The sequence below is a fragment of the Plantactinospora sp. B24E8 genome (genome assembly GCF_039871735.1).
Classification (GTDB): Bacteria; Actinomycetota; Actinomycetes; order Mycobacteriales; family Micromonosporaceae; genus Plantactinospora.
Genome location: NZ_JBDPMH010000014.1, coordinates 59,458 through 74,713, shown reverse-complemented (window position 1 = coordinate 74,713; position 15,256 = coordinate 59,458). Strand labels below are relative to the sequence as shown.

At 71.2% G+C, this 15,256-nt stretch carries 14 protein-coding genes; 10 read left to right on the top strand and 4 right to left on the bottom strand.

The window, feature by feature from the left end:
• Positions 1–2: 2 nt before the first annotated feature.
• The 5 genes from ABGB21_RS20915 (at position 3) to ABGB21_RS20895 (ending at position 5,021) form a co-directional block, all read left to right on the top strand.
• Complete coding sequence (locus ABGB21_RS20915; protein ID WP_347679109.1) at positions 3–2,219, top strand: xanthine dehydrogenase family protein molybdopterin-binding subunit; 2,217 nt, start codon at positions 3–5, stop codon at positions 2,217–2,219.
• A gap of 69 nt (positions 2,220–2,288) precedes the next feature.
• On the top strand, positions 2,289–2,705 hold the full coding sequence (locus ABGB21_RS20910; RefSeq protein WP_347652627.1) for a hypothetical protein: 417 nt from the start codon (positions 2,289–2,291) through the stop codon (positions 2,703–2,705).
• On the top strand, positions 2,702–3,652 hold the full coding sequence (locus ABGB21_RS20905) for a hypothetical protein (RefSeq protein ID WP_347679107.1): 951 nt from the start codon (positions 2,702–2,704) through the stop codon (positions 3,650–3,652). Before ABGB21_RS20910 ends, ABGB21_RS20905 begins: the two co-directional genes overlap by 4 nt.
• 11 nt (positions 3,653–3,663) lie before the next feature.
• Positions 3,664–4,167 (top strand): hypothetical protein, encoded by a 504-nt coding sequence (locus tag ABGB21_RS20900; protein ID WP_347679105.1) that lies wholly within the window; start codon positions 3,664–3,666, stop codon positions 4,165–4,167.
• Positions 4,164–5,021, top strand: coding sequence for a hypothetical protein (locus ABGB21_RS20895; RefSeq protein WP_347679103.1), 858 nt, complete (start codon positions 4,164–4,166; stop codon positions 5,019–5,021). The genes ABGB21_RS20900 and ABGB21_RS20895 overlap by 4 nt, the downstream gene beginning before the upstream one ends.
• On the opposite strand, the gene ABGB21_RS20890 is transcribed toward ABGB21_RS20895, so the two are convergent.
• The gene (locus ABGB21_RS20890; protein WP_347652632.1) at positions 5,011–5,235 is read right to left on the bottom strand and encodes a hypothetical protein; all 225 of its coding nucleotides are present in this window, start codon (positions 5,233–5,235) and stop codon (positions 5,011–5,013) included. The genes ABGB21_RS20895 and ABGB21_RS20890 overlap by 11 nt on opposite strands.
• 65 nt (positions 5,236–5,300) lie before the next feature.
• Between ABGB21_RS20890 and ABGB21_RS20885 the strand changes: the two genes are divergently transcribed.
• Positions 5,301–5,651: an MmcQ/YjbR family DNA-binding protein gene (locus tag ABGB21_RS20885; RefSeq protein WP_347652633.1), complete on the top strand. Its 351-nt coding sequence runs from the start codon at positions 5,301–5,303 to the stop codon at positions 5,649–5,651.
• A gap of 71 nt (positions 5,652–5,722) precedes the next feature.
• Here ABGB21_RS20885 and ABGB21_RS20880 read toward each other — a convergent pair whose 3' ends face one another.
• Both ABGB21_RS20880 and ABGB21_RS20875 read right to left on the bottom strand, forming a co-directional pair.
• Positions 5,723–7,165 carry an MFS transporter gene (locus ABGB21_RS20880; protein ID WP_347652634.1) on the bottom strand — a complete coding sequence of 481 codons (1,443 nt, stop codon included), beginning with the start codon at positions 7,163–7,165 and terminating at the stop codon, positions 5,723–5,725.
• Between the two features lie 52 nt (positions 7,166–7,217).
• On the bottom strand, positions 7,218–8,096 hold the full coding sequence (locus ABGB21_RS20875) for an SDR family NAD(P)-dependent oxidoreductase (RefSeq protein WP_347652635.1): 879 nt from the start codon (positions 8,094–8,096) through the stop codon (positions 7,218–7,220).
• A 190-nt stretch (positions 8,097–8,286) separates the two neighbouring features.
• Here ABGB21_RS20875 and ABGB21_RS20870 point away from each other — a divergent pair, with 190 nt between their 5' ends.
• Both ABGB21_RS20870 and ABGB21_RS20865 read left to right on the top strand, forming a co-directional pair.
• Positions 8,287–8,883 (top strand): helix-turn-helix domain-containing protein, encoded by a 597-nt coding sequence (locus tag ABGB21_RS20870; protein WP_347652636.1) that lies wholly within the window; start codon positions 8,287–8,289, stop codon positions 8,881–8,883.
• A 213-nt stretch (positions 8,884–9,096) separates the two neighbouring features.
• Positions 9,097–9,924, top strand: coding sequence for a DUF72 domain-containing protein (locus ABGB21_RS20865; protein ID WP_347652650.1), 828 nt, complete (start codon positions 9,097–9,099; stop codon positions 9,922–9,924).
• A 48-nt stretch (positions 9,925–9,972) separates the two neighbouring features.
• Here the strand turns inward: ABGB21_RS20865 and fabG are convergent, their stop codons facing one another.
• Positions 9,973–10,749, bottom strand: a complete 777-nt coding sequence (fabG, locus tag ABGB21_RS20860; RefSeq protein WP_347652637.1) for a 3-oxoacyl-ACP reductase FabG — start codon at positions 10,747–10,749, stop codon at positions 9,973–9,975.
• A 412-nt stretch (positions 10,750–11,161) separates the two neighbouring features.
• On the opposite strand from fabG, the gene ABGB21_RS20855 reads away from it, so the two are divergent.
• Positions 11,162–13,837 carry a caspase family protein gene (locus tag ABGB21_RS20855; protein ID WP_347679101.1) on the top strand — a complete coding sequence of 892 codons (2,676 nt, stop codon included), beginning with the start codon at positions 11,162–11,164 and terminating at the stop codon, positions 13,835–13,837.
• A complete protein-coding gene (locus ABGB21_RS20850; RefSeq protein ID WP_347652639.1) occupies positions 13,837–15,240 on the top strand; it encodes an extracellular solute-binding protein in 1,404 nt (467 codons plus the stop codon). Before ABGB21_RS20855 ends, ABGB21_RS20850 begins: the two co-directional genes overlap by 1 nt.
• The last annotated feature ends 16 nt before the right edge of the window (positions 15,241–15,256 follow it).

Genomic DNA, 15,256 nt, shown 5'->3' with positions numbered 1-15,256 from the left:
GGATGCCCGACTCTGTGAACCGGACCGTCTCGGTCAACCGGGTGGACGGTCGACTCAAGGTCACCGGCGGCGCCCGGTACGCCGCCGACCAGCCGGTCGCCGCCGTGGCGCACGGCTATCTGGTGCTCAGCACGGTCGCCCGGGGCACGATCCGGTCGATGGACGTCTCGGCCGCCGAACGGGCCCCCGGCGTGCTCGCCGTCTTCACCCCGTTCCGGGCGCTGGAGCTGCGCGGCAGCGGTAACCCGTTCAGCGTCGGGCACAGCTGGCTACCGCTGCAAAACACCGAGGTGCACTACCACGGTCAGGCGATCGGCGTGGTGATCGCGGAGACGTTCGAGCAGGCCCGGGACGCCGCCGCGCTGGTCCGCACCAACTACGACGTCCGTCCGCCGGCGGCCTCGCTGCCCGGCGGCATCCCGGACGCGACCGACCCCGGACCGATCATGGGCGAGCCGGCGAAACTGGAGTTCCTCGCCGAGGGCGTCGAGTCGATCGACGCGGCGCTGGCGGCCAGCGAGGTGACCGTCACCGGGCGCTACACCCAACCGATGAAGCACCACACCGCGATGGAGCCGCACTCGGCGGTCGCGCAGTGGCAGGGTGACCAGCTCACCCTCTACTGCGGTACGCAGAGCGCGACACTGACCGTCGGCACGATGGCGGCGGCCCTCGGCGTGGCACCGACCCAGGTCCGGGTGGTCAGCCCGCACGTCGGCGGCGGCTTCGGCAACAAGGTCGCCACCTGGGCACATCCGCTGCTCGCGGCGGCGGCCGCCCGGGTCCTGGGCCGGCCGGTGAAGATCGTGCTGAGCCGGGAACAGACGTTCACGATCACCGGGAACCGCTCCGCGGTCGACCAGACGGTGACCCTGGGCGCCCGCCGCGACGGCACCCTGGTTGCGATCAAGCACGGGGCGTACGCCACCCAGTCCGCCTCCGGCGGAATCTTCGAGTCCCCCGGACACACCACCTCCCGGTACCTCTACCGGTCCGAGAACATCCACCTCGACCAGCGGATCGTCACGCTCGACATCCCGCCGCCCACCGTGATGCGCGCCCCGGGCCAGGAGTCCGGCTCGTTCGGTCTGGAAACCGCGCTCGACGAGTTGGCGATCAAGCTGGGCGTCGACCCGGTCGAGCTCCGGCTGCGCAACAACGCGACCATCTTCCCCGGACGCAACGTGCCGTGGTCCAGCAAGCACCTGGACGAGTGCTACCGGGTCGGCGCGGAACGGTTCGGCTGGCACCGGCGGAACCCGGCCCCCCGGTCGACGGTGGACGGCGACTGGCTGGTCGGCACCGGCATGGCCAGCGCGAACTACCCGGGTGAGCGATTCGCGGCGTCGGCCCGGATCCGGTTCCGGGCCGACGGCACGGTCAGCGTCGACAGCGCCACCGCCGACCTGGGTACGGGGATGTGGACCGTGCTCGCCGTACTCGGTTCGGAGTCGCTCGGCCTGCCGATCGACCGGATCCGGCCGGACCTCGGCGAGTCCACCCTGGCGGCCAACGTGGGAGCGTTCGCCTCGGCGGCGACCGCGAGCACCGGCCCGGCGGTGGCGGCCGCCGCCGAGGCCGCGATCGCCGAGCTGATCCGGGTCGCGGTCACCCACCAGGACTCCCCGCTGTACGGCGTACCGACCGGCGACGTCGGATACGACCACGGGCAACTCGTCGCGCCCGGGCGCCGGATCGGCTTCGCGGCCCTGCTCGACGCCCTCGGCCTCGACGTGGTCGAGGCCACCGGCAACGCCGGCCCCGGCCCGGAGCACGGCCGGTACGCCTTCACCTCGTTCGGCGCACACTTCTGCGAGGTACGCGTCAACCGCTGGACCGGCGAGCCCCGGCTGAGCCGGATCACCACGGTGATCGACGCCGGCGCCATCATCAACCAGAAGACCGCGCGCAGTCAGATCGTCGGTGGGGTGATCTTCGGCATCGGTCAGGCCCTGCTGGAGGGCGCCCACCTCGAACCGGCGACCGGCCGGATCGCCAACCCCAACCTCGCCGACTACCTGCTGCCGGTCAACGCCGACGTACCACCGGTCGACGTCCACTTCCTCAACCACCCGGACACGCTGTTCAGTCCGCAGGGGGCGCGCGGGATCGGCGAGGTCGGCACGGTCGGGGTCGCCGCCGCGATCGGCAACGCCGTCCACCACGCCACCGGGCGCCGCATCCGCGACCTGCCGATCACCCTGGACAAGCTGCTGTAGTCGACCGCCTGCGGACGGGACCACCAGCCCACCGTCGACGCGTTACCGTTGAGTCACCCAAAGTTGTCTATGGGTACGTCGAACGGGGACCACCTGCGGATGGGACACACCGGGGAGGAACTCGGCGCCGACTGCGTCGACCTCTGGGAGGGCGGCTACTTCGAGCTCAAGCCGCTCGGTGCGCAGTTCGGGGAGGCCGCCGGCAGGCTCGCGCTGACCGAGGGCCACGAGGGCTGCTTCTGGCGCAGCAGCGAACTCGGTGGACCCTACGGTCCGGTCCGGCAGGTCTGGGCCGACTTCAGGGACGAGGTCCACGTGATCCTGCGGGAAACGGCGGAAAACCTCGACCTGACCGGTGACGCGCTGATCCTGGCCGCTAACGAGTACCTGGAGACCGACACGGTCGCGAAGCGGAAGTTCGAGGAGCTCAAGCCGGCGGTGATCGACGCGTACGTGCGGGGCGACGGGATGGAGCCAGGGAGGTGAGCTACGAGCAACTCGCGCAGCACGCGGCGGAGATCGAGCGGACCGCGATCGTGAAGTCGATGGAACGACGTGGCTTCACCCAGGACTCGCAGGGCGTCTGGCAGGCCGGTTCGGATGTCGAGAGAGCGCGGGTCGCCGGCGAACTGACCGTGTCCCGGTTCCAGGGTGTCTCCGACATGTTCACGCCGTTTCTGAACATGCCGGACCCCGCCAGGTTCGATCCCCTTCTCACACATCTGGGTGAGACCCTGAAGATCCTCTCGTCCGGCAACACCGAAGCCGACCCTGTTTACCGAGCGGGCGTGGCGGCGAACGATGACCTTCTTGGCATGAACACGGTCGGTAAGGCCCTACAGGACTGGCGTGGTTCCGCCGCCGCCGCTTTCCGGCAGAACTTCGTCGAGCCGTTTCCGGCAGTCACCACAAACCAGTTCGCTCTCGTGGCCACGCTACGGGGAGCTGTCGATGCGGAGCAGGCGATGTGGAAGGCCGCCCGGGACAGCGTCGACGACATCGCCCACAAGGCGCAGGTGGCGTTGGACGCGGTGAACGACTGCAGCACAAAGGAGCAGACCGCGCTGCTGACCGTCGCCGCGTCGGCGTTCGCGATCTCGGCTGCGGTGGCGACGGCAGGCAGCGCGACGGCGATCTCGCTCACGGTGGTCGGCGCGACCGCGCAGGTCGCCGGCGCCGTCCCTCGGGAGGACCCGGAAAAGGTGCACTTCGACGGCAAGACTGCGGAAGAGATCGTCAATCAGGTGCAGGGGGCGTTGAACAGGCTCGTGGCTCAGTTGGATGCCAAGGAGCGGGAGATCGCGGACGCCATGTCCGAATCGACCGGCTACCTCGCCGCCAACCGGACGAAATTCGTTTCCGCTCGGCCGTCCCTCGCGGACGCCACGGCCGCGACCATCACCGGACCCACCGGTCTGGGTGAGGCGGTGTGAGGTGATCAACTTTGGGTGAACTCGCAGACCGGGTCCAGGCGATGCGGGTCCGGGCCTCCACACCTGACGGCATGATGACCGCGGAGCTGCGCAACGGCAGCGAGGTGGCCCTCTCCCTCGTACCCGGCTGGTACGACAACTGTCACGAGAGCGACCTGGAGCGGCAGCTCACCAGGCTGGGCAGCCTGCTCTGGGGGGCCAGGACACGCGAGTACTGGGCCACGGTCAGTAACACCACCGGCGAACATGTCGCTGGCGAGGACCGGCCGATCAGTCCCCGTGACGTCGAGTTCACGGAGGCCCGCGAGACGGTGGTTGCTCGGGGTCGTTCGACAGACGGGCACGTCACTCTCTCCGTCGAAGGCATGCGTCGGTGGACGGTGACGATCGCACCGGGCACGGTTCGAGGGCTGAGCGAGCGCGACTTCGTCAACGCGGTCCGCCAGTCGGCGAGCGGGTTGATCCAGGACCAGCTCGCACAGATCACGGCGCTCAAGTACCGGATCTACGGATGACGGGACGACCCAGCATGCCGGTGCGACGCGGAGTGTTGTGGATGAGTCTCGGCGTACTGGTGGTCGTCGTCGGACTCGTCCTGCTGGCACGCGGCGGAGACGACGGGCCGCCAGCGCCGACGTGCCGGATCGTCGGTCCACCCTCCCCGCCGTCCGCCGCATCCGACAGCGGCGGCCTGCGCATCGTCGAGCAGGGCTACAGCCGCCTCCTCGCGAATGCCACGACCGTCAGCATGGGCGTCGTTCTCGAGAACACCACCGACAGGGTCGCCTACCGCACCCGCGTGACCTTCGACGTCCTCGGCGAGTCGGGCGAGAGCCTCGTCTGGGAGAGGCACCGTCCCTGGCTCGTACAGGAGGTGCCGGTGATCCTGCCTGGAGCCAGGGTCTCCGTCGGAGATGCGGTGGCACTGAATGATCGGGCGCCACGACCGGCCGCCTCGGTCGCCCGGATCTCGATCACACCAGTCGTCACACAATGGCTCCCTGCGGGCGACGGGCACACCGGGCTCGCGCCGGTAACCGCGAAGCCCGTTCCCGGATCCAGTCAACGAGACGAACAGGGAACAGGTTCGGTGAGGTACATCTCGGAGTCCGCGAACTGCGCGGATCTTCTTTCCCGGGGCGCCTCACTCGTCTTCCGTGACGAGTCGGGCCGGATTGTCGGCGGCAACGTCGACAACCAGCGGCACCTTTCAGCCTGCGACGCCGGTACCGGCCACCAGGCTCTCGCGCACGCCGGCCTCGACACCATCCCCGCGTCGGCCGATCTTGACCGGACCGACGTGACCGTCTACTGCGACTTCTCCTATCCGGTCCGCACCGGAGAGTCCGGCGAGCCGATCAACCTCTGACGGGCTCTTCAACCACGAAGCGGCGACATCCGCAACCTAGGAATGGGAGGAAGGTGAGCTGTCGACGTACGCCGGGAGGGTCGGCGGTGACGCCGGCGGTGGCGGGCACGACCAGCCGGACCGCCCCGATCGCCGCGCCGACCGCGACCACCACGACGATCAGGAGGTACGACCAGCGGGCCAGCCGGCGGGTGACGGCGGAGGCGTGAGACACCCCGCGAGAGTAGGTCGTCTGTCAACATGGACCGGACGTGTCCGTCGCGCTTCGGGGGACGACTGGTGAACTGGGCTGAGATGCTCGCGTACTGCCTGGCCAAGCCCGGTGCCTGGCAGGACGAGCCGTGGGAGGGCGACGTTGTCGTCAAGGTCGGGCCGAAGGTCTTCGCGTTCCTCGGTCCGGAGGCGCGGTCCAGCGTCGGGGTCAAGTGCGGGCCGAATCGGGAGATGGCCGACGAGTGGCTGCGGCGTTACCCGGAGGACGCCTCGGTGATGGCCTACATCGGGCGGTCGGGCTGGAACACGTTGCGGATCGGGGCGGGCATTCCGGCCGACGAACTGCGGGAGGCGGTGGACTCCTCCTACGAGGCGGTGGTCAGCAAGCTGCCGAAACGGGACCGACCGACGGTCTGACCCCACGGACGTCGGGCCGGGAGGCGACGCTGTCGTCTCCCGGCCCGTCCGGGTCGTGCCGCTCGTACGGGTCAGCGGGACGCGGTCACCGGGACGAGTTCCTCGACGGCGGGCCGTGGCGTACGGCGGGCCGTCCGGCGGGCGGTGGGCACCGCCACCGCCGCCAGGACCGCGGCCAGGGAGAGCACGGCGAGTGTCGCGAACCCATGGGTGAATCCCGTCTCCCGGGGCAGCCCGTTCGGCAGCGGATGGGCGGTGATCACTCCGCTCATCACCGCCGCGCCGATCGCGCCGCCGATGGTACGGATGTTGGCGTTCATCCCGGTGGCGACGCCGGTCTGCCCGGCCGGGACGCTGCGGACGATCAGGTTGGTCATCGACGCGAAGGCCAGACCGATACCGAGTCCGAAGACGGCGGCGGCCACCCCGATCTGCCACCGTGTGTCGTGGGCGAACACGAGCATCGCGCCGGAGACGGTGCCGAGCGCCGCGCCGCTGATCAACTGGGCCCGGGCGGTGAACCGGGGCTCCAGCCGGCCGCCGACGATACCGGCGACGAACATGGCGACCAGCATCGGCAGCATCAGCAGACCGGCCTCGCTGATACTCGCCCCGAAGCCGTACCCGGCGCCGCTCGGCGTCTGCACGAACTGCGGCAGGAAGGCGTAGATGGCGAACATCGCGGCGCCGAAGAGCAGCGCGACGAGGTTCGTCGTCCAGACCGCGGGCAACCGCATCATCCGCAGGTCGATCAGCGGGTTGGCCGCCCGGTTCTCGGCGACGAGCCAGGCCACCGCCAGGACGACGGCCAGCAGCAGCAGGCCGAGGACCCGGCCCGACGACCAGCCCCAGGCCGGAGCCTTGCTGACCCCGAGCAGCAGCGCGACCAGCCAGCCGGAGAGTAGTACGCTGCCACCCCAGTTGATCCGGCCGGGGGCGCGTACCCGTGACTCGGGTACGAGCAGCGCGGCGGTGAGCGCCGTCGCCGCGACGACGATCATCGGGATCCAGAAGAGCCAGTGGTAGTCGAGGGCGGCGACGATCGGGCCGGCCATCACCACGCCGACCCCGCCGCCGGCGGCGATGATCGCCGACATCGCGCCGATGGCCGAGGACATCCGCGCGGCCGGGAACTCGTCGCGGATGATGCCGTAGGAGAGTGGGAAGACGGCGCCGCCGATGCCCTGGACAACCCGGGCGATGATCAGTACGCCGATGGTCGGCGCCAGTGCCGCCAGCAGGCAGCCGACCGCGAGTGCCGCCATGGCGACGACCAGCATCCGCTTCTTGCCGACCATGTCGCCGACCCGGCCGAGGATCGGCGTGAAGACCGCCGCGGAGAGCAGGTAGGCGGTCAGCACCCAGGTGACGGTGTTCTGTGAGGTGTGCAGGTTGTGCTGGATCGTCGGCAGCACCGGGCTGATCAGCGACTGCAGCATGGCGAAGAAGCCCGCGCCGGCCGCGAGGACGGCGAAGGTCAGCCTCGGTGAGGTGGATCGGAGGGTCCGGATCACGAGGGTGACTCCAGTTCCGTGGGTTGAGGGGTGGATCGGATGTGCCGGGTGGTCACTCGGTGGGCTGGCCCGTGGCCGCCGCCATCGGTGCCTGCGCGGCACCGGGGAAGTCGGCGGCGGCGCTGACCTCGGCCCACTGCCGGGCCTCCGCGGAGCGGATCTCCGCCGCGTCGAGGGCGGAGGTGACCGCGGCGGCGCCGAGCAGCAACCGCAGTGGCGGCTCGGCCAGGCGTACGGTGTCGACGATGATCCGGGCTCCCCGGACCGGGTCACCGGGCCAGGTGTGCACGGTGGACTCGCGGTAGCGGTTCATGGCGCCGACGGTTCCGTCGTACTCCGCGCCGACCTCGACGGACGGCATCGAGGCGCCGCCCCAGTCGGTCCGGAAGCCACCCGGCTCGATGATCGTGACCTTGATCCCGAACGGCTTGACCTCGCTGTTGAGCACCTCGGAGAAGCCCTCGACCGCCCATTTGGCGGTCTGGTAGGCGCTCAGTCCAGGGCTGCCGCCGACCCGTCCACCGATCGAGGAGAACTGGACGAAGTGCCCGGACCGCTGCCCGCGCAGCACCGGCAGGGCGGCCCTGGTGACGTTGACGACGCCGTAGAGGTTGGCGTCGATCTGGCCGCGGAACTCCTCCTCGGTCATCTCCTCGATGGGCCGGGAGATGGCGTACCCGGCGTTGTTCACCACGACGTCGAGGGCGCCAAACTCGTCGACCGCAAACCGGACGGCGGCCCGGGCGGCCTCGGCGTCGGTCACGTCCAGGGCGAAGGGACGGATGTGGTCGCCGTACTCCTGGACAAGATCGTCGAGTTGTTCGGGCCGTCGGGCGGTCGCCACCACCCGGTCGCCGTCGGCGAGTGCGGTGCGGGTGATCTCCCGGCCGAAGCCCCGCGAGCTTCCGGTGACGAGCCAGACCTTGGACATGGTCGGCTACCTCTGGTTTCTCTGGGTGGCCGCGCGCCGGTTGTCTGCCCCGGTGTCGGCTGCGGCGGATGTCCCCGTCTCACGGGGTAACGTAGGCGGAGGCAGCGCTCCGGTAATTTCCGGAGGGGTGCCTCCGCAAAACTACCGGAGGGTTGCCTCCGGCTGCAACCGACCCGAGGTGACATACGCCATGACCAGCGGCGACCCCACGCCGGAGCGCCTCGTCCGCCCAAAGCGGGCGGACGCGCGCCGGAACTACGAGGCACTGCTGGCCGCCGCCCAGGAGGTGTTTGCCGAGCAGGGCGCGTCCGGCTCCCTCGAGGAGGTGGCCCGCCGGGCCGGCGTGGGCATCGGCACCCTCTACCGGCACTTTCCGACCCGCCGCGACCTGTTCGAGTGCCTCTACGCCGGCGAGGTCGAGGCACTCGGCCGGACCGCCGCCGAACTCGCCGACCTGCCACCGTGGGAGGCACTGGCGGGCTGGCTGCAGCGATTCGTCCGGTACATGGCAACAAAGCGGGCAGTGCTGGAAGAACTGGTACATCAGTCAGAGTTCTTCGCCAGCTACCGGGGCATGATCTACACAGCCGGCGAGCCACTGCTGCGACGGGCACAGCAGGCCGGGGTGGCTCGGGCCGACGCGAGCTTCGACGACACGCTCCGGCTGATCAGCGGGATCACCGCGGTCCAGTACGTCGACGCCGAGCAACGGGACCGGGTCTTCGGGTTCGCACTCGACGCACTGCGCCCCCGGTCGGCCGAATCCGCAGCCGCCCGGCCCGACTGACCCCGGCTCTGCACAGCCCGCCCGCCGTCCGGCGGCCGACGGTCCCGGTCACCCGCGCCACGTCGCCGGCGCCGGACCGTCGTCAGGGCCGGACGGTCCTCACGGCCGGGCCGGCTACGGTACGACCGGCGCGGCCCCCGGGTCCGCGTCCGGCCGGGCGGATGGTTCGTGGTGGAAGGGAACGAGGTCATGCGTCTTCACGTGGGCTGCGCGATGTGGACACACAGGTCGTGGCAGGGCCGCCTGGTGGCACATCCGCTTCCTCCGCACGAGCGGCTGCGGGCCTACGCCGGCTGGTGCAACGCGGTCGAGGGAAACACCACGTTCTACGCGACCCCGACCCGGGACGCCGTAGCGTCGTGGGCCCGGCAGACCGATCCGGATTTCCGGTTCGTTGTCAAACTTCCGAAACCGATCACCCACGAGCGCCGTCTTGTGGACGCCGACGAGGAACTCCGGGTCTTCCTGGACGCGATCGCGCCACTCGGCCCTCGCGCCCATGCCCTCTGGGTCCAGTTGCCGGGATCGTTCACCCCCACCGACGTACCCGTCCTCGCCCGGTTCCTGCGCCGGCTTCCCGACACCCACCGGTACGCCGTGGAGGTCCGCCACCCCGCGTTCTTCGACGACTCCCGGGCGGCACGACTGCTCGAGGACACGCTTGCCGCCACCGCCACGGAATGGATCCCGTTCGACACCACCGGCTTCTTCCAGGATCCGCCGACGAGCGACGCCGAACGGGACGCGTGGACCAAGAAACCACGGATGCCACTGCGGACCCTCGCACTGACCGACCGGCCGATCGTCCGCTACCTCGGTCGGGACGACCCCGCCCGCACGGTAGAGGGCTGGCGGCACTGGGTCGACGTCACCGTCGGGTGGCTGCGGGAGGGTCGCTCCCCGACCGTGTTCATCCACACCCCGGACAACGCCGACGCCCCCACGCTCGCCCGACGCTTCCACGACGAGGTACGGGCGCGGCTGCCCGAACTCGACGCGCTACCCGAACCGGCACCGGTGGAGCCGCTGACGCTCTTTTGACCAGGGAGCCGACGAGCCCTCGTTTCGCCGGCACCCCTGCTCCCCGCCCTACCGCGCGCCGCCGTTGACGTACAGCGTCTGGCCGCTGACGTACGACGCGTCGTCGCTGGCCAGGAAAGCGACCACCGAGGCGATCTCCTCCGGTTGGCCGACCCGGCGCAGCGGGGTCTGCTCGGCGACCTGTCGCTGGCGCTCCTCCGGGCTGGCACCCACCCGCTCGGCGGTGGCCGCCGTCATCGCGGTGGCGATGTAACCGGGAGCGACCGCGTTGACGTTGATGTTGAACGGGCCGAGTTCGATGGCGAGGGTGGCGGTCAGGCCCTGCACGCCGGCCTTCGCCGCCGCGTAGTTGACCTGCCCCCGGTTACCCAGCGCGGAGCGGCTGCTCAGGTTCACGATCTTGCCGTAGCGGGCCGCCACCATGTGCCGCTGCGCCGCCTGACAGCAGTGGAACATGCTGGTCAGGTTGGTGGTCAGTACCGCGTCCCACTCGACGGCAGGCATCTTGAACAGCAGGTTGTCCCGGGTGATGCCGGCGTTGTTGACCAGGATGTCCAGCCGGCCGTACGCCTCGACCACCTGGTCGAACAGCGCGGCGACCGCCGGGCCGTCGGTGACGTCGCACGCGAAGCCCCGGGCCCCGCCCCCGGCGGCGGTCACCTCGGCAGCGGAGCTGATCCCGTCGGCCGTCGCCCCGGCCCGGTCGGCGTCCAGGTCGACCACGGCCACGGTGGCGCCCTCGGCGGCGAGCCGGCGGGCGGTGGCCGCACCGATCCCCTGACCGGCCCCGGTGACCACGGCGACCCGATCGACAAATCTGCGCACGTCCGACTCCTCGCTCGCTGCTGTCCCGGCCACCCTTGCGGCCCGTTGTCCCGGCCACGCCGGCCGCCTGCCGTCCCGGCGCCCGTGACCCGCCCTTCCGGCGGATCGTCCTGGCCGGCTCCGGATCACGATGGTGCTGGAAGTTCTATCACGTCGGTCCCGGGCGGCGTCCGGTGCCGACCGGCGCGGTCAGCGCGGGACCGGTCACCCGACATTCGGCAGTGGCCGGCCGTGGGCCTCGCCGAGCTGGGACCGGAAACCACCCGACAGTCACTGCCATCGATTCGATTGCTGACTCAGCGTCATGGAGGGCTTTGCGGAGAGCTGTTATCGTGCAACCGTGACCAAGACCATCGTGGCCCGGATCATGGTCATCGACGTCCTCGTCAGACGGGTACCGCGTAACTGACCGATGAGACACGCGCTGATCATCGCGACCGGGACCTACCGCCCTCCACTGCGGGATCTCCCGGGTGCGATCGCGGACGCGGACGCACTCGCCGAGGTGCTCGGGGACGACAGGATCGGCGGATTCGCCGTGGAGGTCCGCAAGGACGGTAGGGCGCACGAGCTACGGGCGGCCATCGCGCAACTCTTCGCCCACCGCACCCGGGACGACGTGCTGCTCCTGCACTTCTCCGGCCACGGACTCAAGGACGACGACGGTGAGCTCTACCTCGCCGCGACGGACACGAACCCGGACCCGGAATGGCTGCGGGCCACCGCCCTGCCGGCAGCCGATGTCCGGCACGCGATGGCGACGACCGGTGCCGGATGTGTCATCGTGCTCGTCGACTGCTGCTACAGCGGGGCGTTCCCCCGCGACGGCAGCCGTGGCGGGGACCCCGTCGAGATCGCCGACAAGCTGGTCGACAAGGGAGCCGCCGCCCCCGGCCGGGGTCGGGTCGTCCTCACCGCGTCGACGTCCCTGGCGGCCGCCTTCGAGCGGAACGGGCACGGCGTCTTCACCCAGGCGGTCGTCCAGGGGCTCCGGTCCGGCGACGCCGCCCGCGACGGTGACGAGTACGTCTACACCGAGGACCTGTGGCACCACGTGTGTCGGGTCCTCGACCAGCAGCCTCGGCACCAGCAACCCACCTACTGGACACACATCGAGCGGCGGGTCTGGATCGCCCGCAACCCCCACCCCCGCCGCCCGACGTATCCGGCAGCCGCGCCGGACGTACCGGACCGGGAGCCGGTGACGTCCACGGACCCGCCGGCCACCCCGGTGCCGGCACCGGGGTGGCCGACCCGGCTGCGGCCGGTCAAGGGCAGCGCAGTCGGCCGGCTCCGCCTGCTCGGCCTCCGCACGATGGACGCGATACCCGCACCGCTGCCCCGGGGCACCGCCGCCGGCATCCTCACCCTGCTCGCCCTCCTGCTCGGTCTGGGCGCGGGCGCCGACGCCGCCGCCCCCGGGTTCGTCCGCTGCGTCCAGCCCGCCGAACTCCGGGTCGCCACCTCCGCCGCCGGCTACCTGCCGTACCGGGAGGTAGCCGACGCGTACGAACTGTGGACGGCGGCCCGGCACGACGGCTGTCCGTCGGCCCGGCTCTACCTCTACCCCGCCGCCGCCGAGCGGGTACGCACCGGGCTCCGGCTCGGCTGGGCCGAGGACGACCACCAGAATCTGCACCACCTCCGGGACGTCGGTCCCCAGCCGGACATCTGGCTGCCGGAGTCACCGAGCGACCTGGACGACCTGCAACTCGGCGCCGGCAGCCCGACGCTCGGCGAACCGGCCCGGATCGCCTGGTCACCGCTGGTACTGGGGGTACCGCAGGGGCGGGTGGAGCCGACCCGCGACGCCGCGCACCGCAGCATGGAACTCAGCTGGCGGGAACTGTTCGCCAAGGCCACCCGTCCGGACGGCGCCGGCTGGGGTGTCGTACGCGCGGATCCACGGTCCTCGACCACCGCGCTGGTCGCCACCTCCGCCCTGTACGAGGAACGCACCGGCGGCATACCGGCGTTCCAGGCCCGGCAGGAGATCGAACAGAGGCTGGACCGGTCACTCGACGCCGGCCGGTACCCGATCAGCGACGACCTCGCCCTGCTCTGCCGGCACCGGGCGCTCACCACCGCACCGGCCGGCCCGGCGGCACCCGCGGTGATCCTCTCCGAGCAGGCGCTCATCCGGTTCAACCAGGGACGTTCGCTCGGTGGCGGCTGCGGAGCCGGACAGCCGCCGGCGGAGCGGAACCGGATGCTGGCCTTCTACCCCTCCGACTCCCCGCTGGTCGTCCAGACGGTCGTCCGGCTGCACTGGCCGAACCCGGCCCAGGGTGACCGGGTACGGGCGGCCGCCGACCACTTCGTCCGCTGGCTCAGCACCGCGCCGGAGGGCAAGCGGGCACTGCTGACGGCCGGGCTGCGTCCGGCCGGCTACGACATCGGCGCCCCGGTGACCCCGGCGAACGGGGCGCTGACCGAGTGGCCGTTCGGGCTGCCCCGGGACATCGCGGGCACCCCACGGTCCGAGCAGGACGCGGCCCGGGCACGCTTCGCCGAGGCGCACCGGCCGGGCCGGGTGCTGGTCGCGCTGGACGCCTCGGGGTCGATGCGGGAACCGACCGGCTCCACCGGCCGGAGCCGCTTCGAGGTCGCCCTGCGGGGCCTCGAACGCTCGTTGGCCCGGATGGGCGAGCGGGACGAGTTCGGGCTGCTGAGTTTCTCCACGACGAGTGGGGACGACCGGGTGCTGGTGCCGGTCGGCCGGTACACGTCGCAGCGGGCCGCCCAGGTCCGCGACACCGCACGCCGGATCCGCCCGGCTGGCGACACCCCGCTCTACCAGGCGCTCCGTCGGGGCGCCGGACTGCTGCGGGCCGGCGACGACGAACCGCTGCGAGGGCTCGTGGTGCTGACCGACGGTGAGGACACCAGCGGCAGGCCGGCACCGACCGCCACCGACCTGGCCGGCGTACGGGTCTACTTCCTCGCCCTCGGCGATGTCGCCTGCGCCGGATCGGCGCTGGACCGGCTCGCCGACGGCACCGGCGGCGCCTGCCTCGACACCACCGCCGACACCGTCGACGACCGCCTCAACCAGGTCTTCGAGAGCCTGTGGAAGGGAGCGCGCTGATGGCGCCGACCGGACCGCCGACAGCGCCACCCCGGGGTGGCCGGCTGAGCCGGGCGGGACTGCTCCGGCGGCCGTGGCTGATGTTCGCGCTCGGCGCGCTCGCCGGTGCGCTGGTCGCCTCAACACTCTCCGTCACGCTGACGCGGCAGGGTTCGGAGCCGGAACTGGAGCCGGGTGAGCTGCGGATCCTGAGCGGCAGTGACGACAGCGTCGGTCGGCAGCGCGAGGCGCTGATCGAGGTGTGGAACGCCGCCCATCCGAGGAACCCGGCCCGGATCGTGCCGCTCAACGAACGCTCGGACGCCCAGCACGCCGAGATGGTGAACCGCGCGCAGAACGACCACGAGATCGACATCTTCAACCTCGACGTGACCTGGACCGCCGAGTTCGCCAGCGAGCGGTGGCTGCGGCCGATCGACGAGTCCCTGCTGTCGGAGGAACCGGACGGGGTCTTCCTGGCCAATCCGCTCGCCACCTGCCGGTACGACGGTCGGCTCTGGGCGTTGCCGTTCAACACCGACGCCGGGTTGCTGTTCTACCGAACCGACCTGGGGCTGCAACCACCGTTCGACTGGCAGAAGATCACCACGGAGGCCAACCGGGTCCTCACCGAACGTCCGTCCGGGTCGTCGCTCCAGGCCGGCTACACCGGACAGTTCGCCGACTACGAGGGGCTGGTGGTCAACGCGTTGGAGGCGCTCTGGTCCGCCGGTGGCACGATCGGTGTCGACGACGAGGGCACGGTTTCGGTTGATCCGCGGCTGTGGGCGGAGGCGTTGCGCCGGTTGACCCCCGGCGGTCGGACCGGGGACGGGGCGCCACTGGTGCATCCGGAGGCGCGAGAGCACGACGAGACCCGCAGCCGGGAGGTCTTCCGCTCCGGCCGGGTCATGTTCATGCGCAACTGGCCGGTCCAGTACCGGAGCCTCATCGCCGACGACACGGCCCCCGCCTCGCCCACGGCGACGCCGTCCGGGCCGGCCCTGGAGTTCGACGTCGCCGCGTTGCCCGGGCCCAGCGTCCTCGGCGGGCAGAACCTGGCGATCGCGCGGCAGACCGGTCAGCCGCGCGCCGCGCAGGCACTGATCGGATTCCTCACCGGGGAGGAGAGTCAACGGCGGCTCTTCCAGCGGGGTGGCTTCGCCGCCACCCGGGCCACCGTCTACCAGGACGCGACGGTACGCCAGGAGTACCCGTACGCGGCTCTGCTGCGCGCCGAGATCGACCGGGCACGCCGCCGGCCGGAGTCGCCGCACTATCCGACGTTCAGCCTGGTCCTGCGGCGGTACGTCATCGCGGTGCTCAATGGTGGGGACATGCCGGCCGACCTCGCCCAGCGGCTGACCGACGCGCTGGCCGGGAAGCTGCCGCGCCCGGCGGCCACACCCTCGGCCGGCGGCTGACCCGCCAGCGCCCCGA

Bases quoted from the DNA above. Each gene is read 5' to 3' on its own strand.
- ABGB21_RS20910 (WP_347652627.1), top strand. From the start codon at position 2,289: ATGGGTACGTCGAACGGGGACCACCTGCGGATGGGACACACCGGGGAG.
- ABGB21_RS20895 (WP_347679103.1), top strand. From the start codon at position 4,164: ATGACGGGACGACCCAGCATGCCGGTGCGACGCGGAGTGTTGTGGATG.
- ABGB21_RS20875 (WP_347652635.1), bottom strand. From the start codon at position 8,096: ATGTCCAAGGTCTGGCTCGTCACCGGAAGCTCGCGGGGCTTCGGCCGG.
- ABGB21_RS20850 (WP_347652639.1), top strand. From the start codon at position 13,837: ATGGCGCCGACCGGACCGCCGACAGCGCCACCCCGGGGTGGCCGGCTG.
- ABGB21_RS20870 (WP_347652636.1), top strand. From the start codon at position 8,287: ATGACCAGCGGCGACCCCACGCCGGAGCGCCTCGTCCGCCCAAAGCGG.
- ABGB21_RS20915 (WP_347679109.1), top strand. From the start codon at position 3: ATGCCCGACTCTGTGAACCGGACCGTCTCGGTCAACCGGGTGGACGGT.
- ABGB21_RS20865 (WP_347652650.1), top strand. From the start codon at position 9,097: ATGTGGACACACAGGTCGTGGCAGGGCCGCCTGGTGGCACATCCGCTT.
- ABGB21_RS20855 (WP_347679101.1), top strand. From the start codon at position 11,162: ATGAGACACGCGCTGATCATCGCGACCGGGACCTACCGCCCTCCACTG.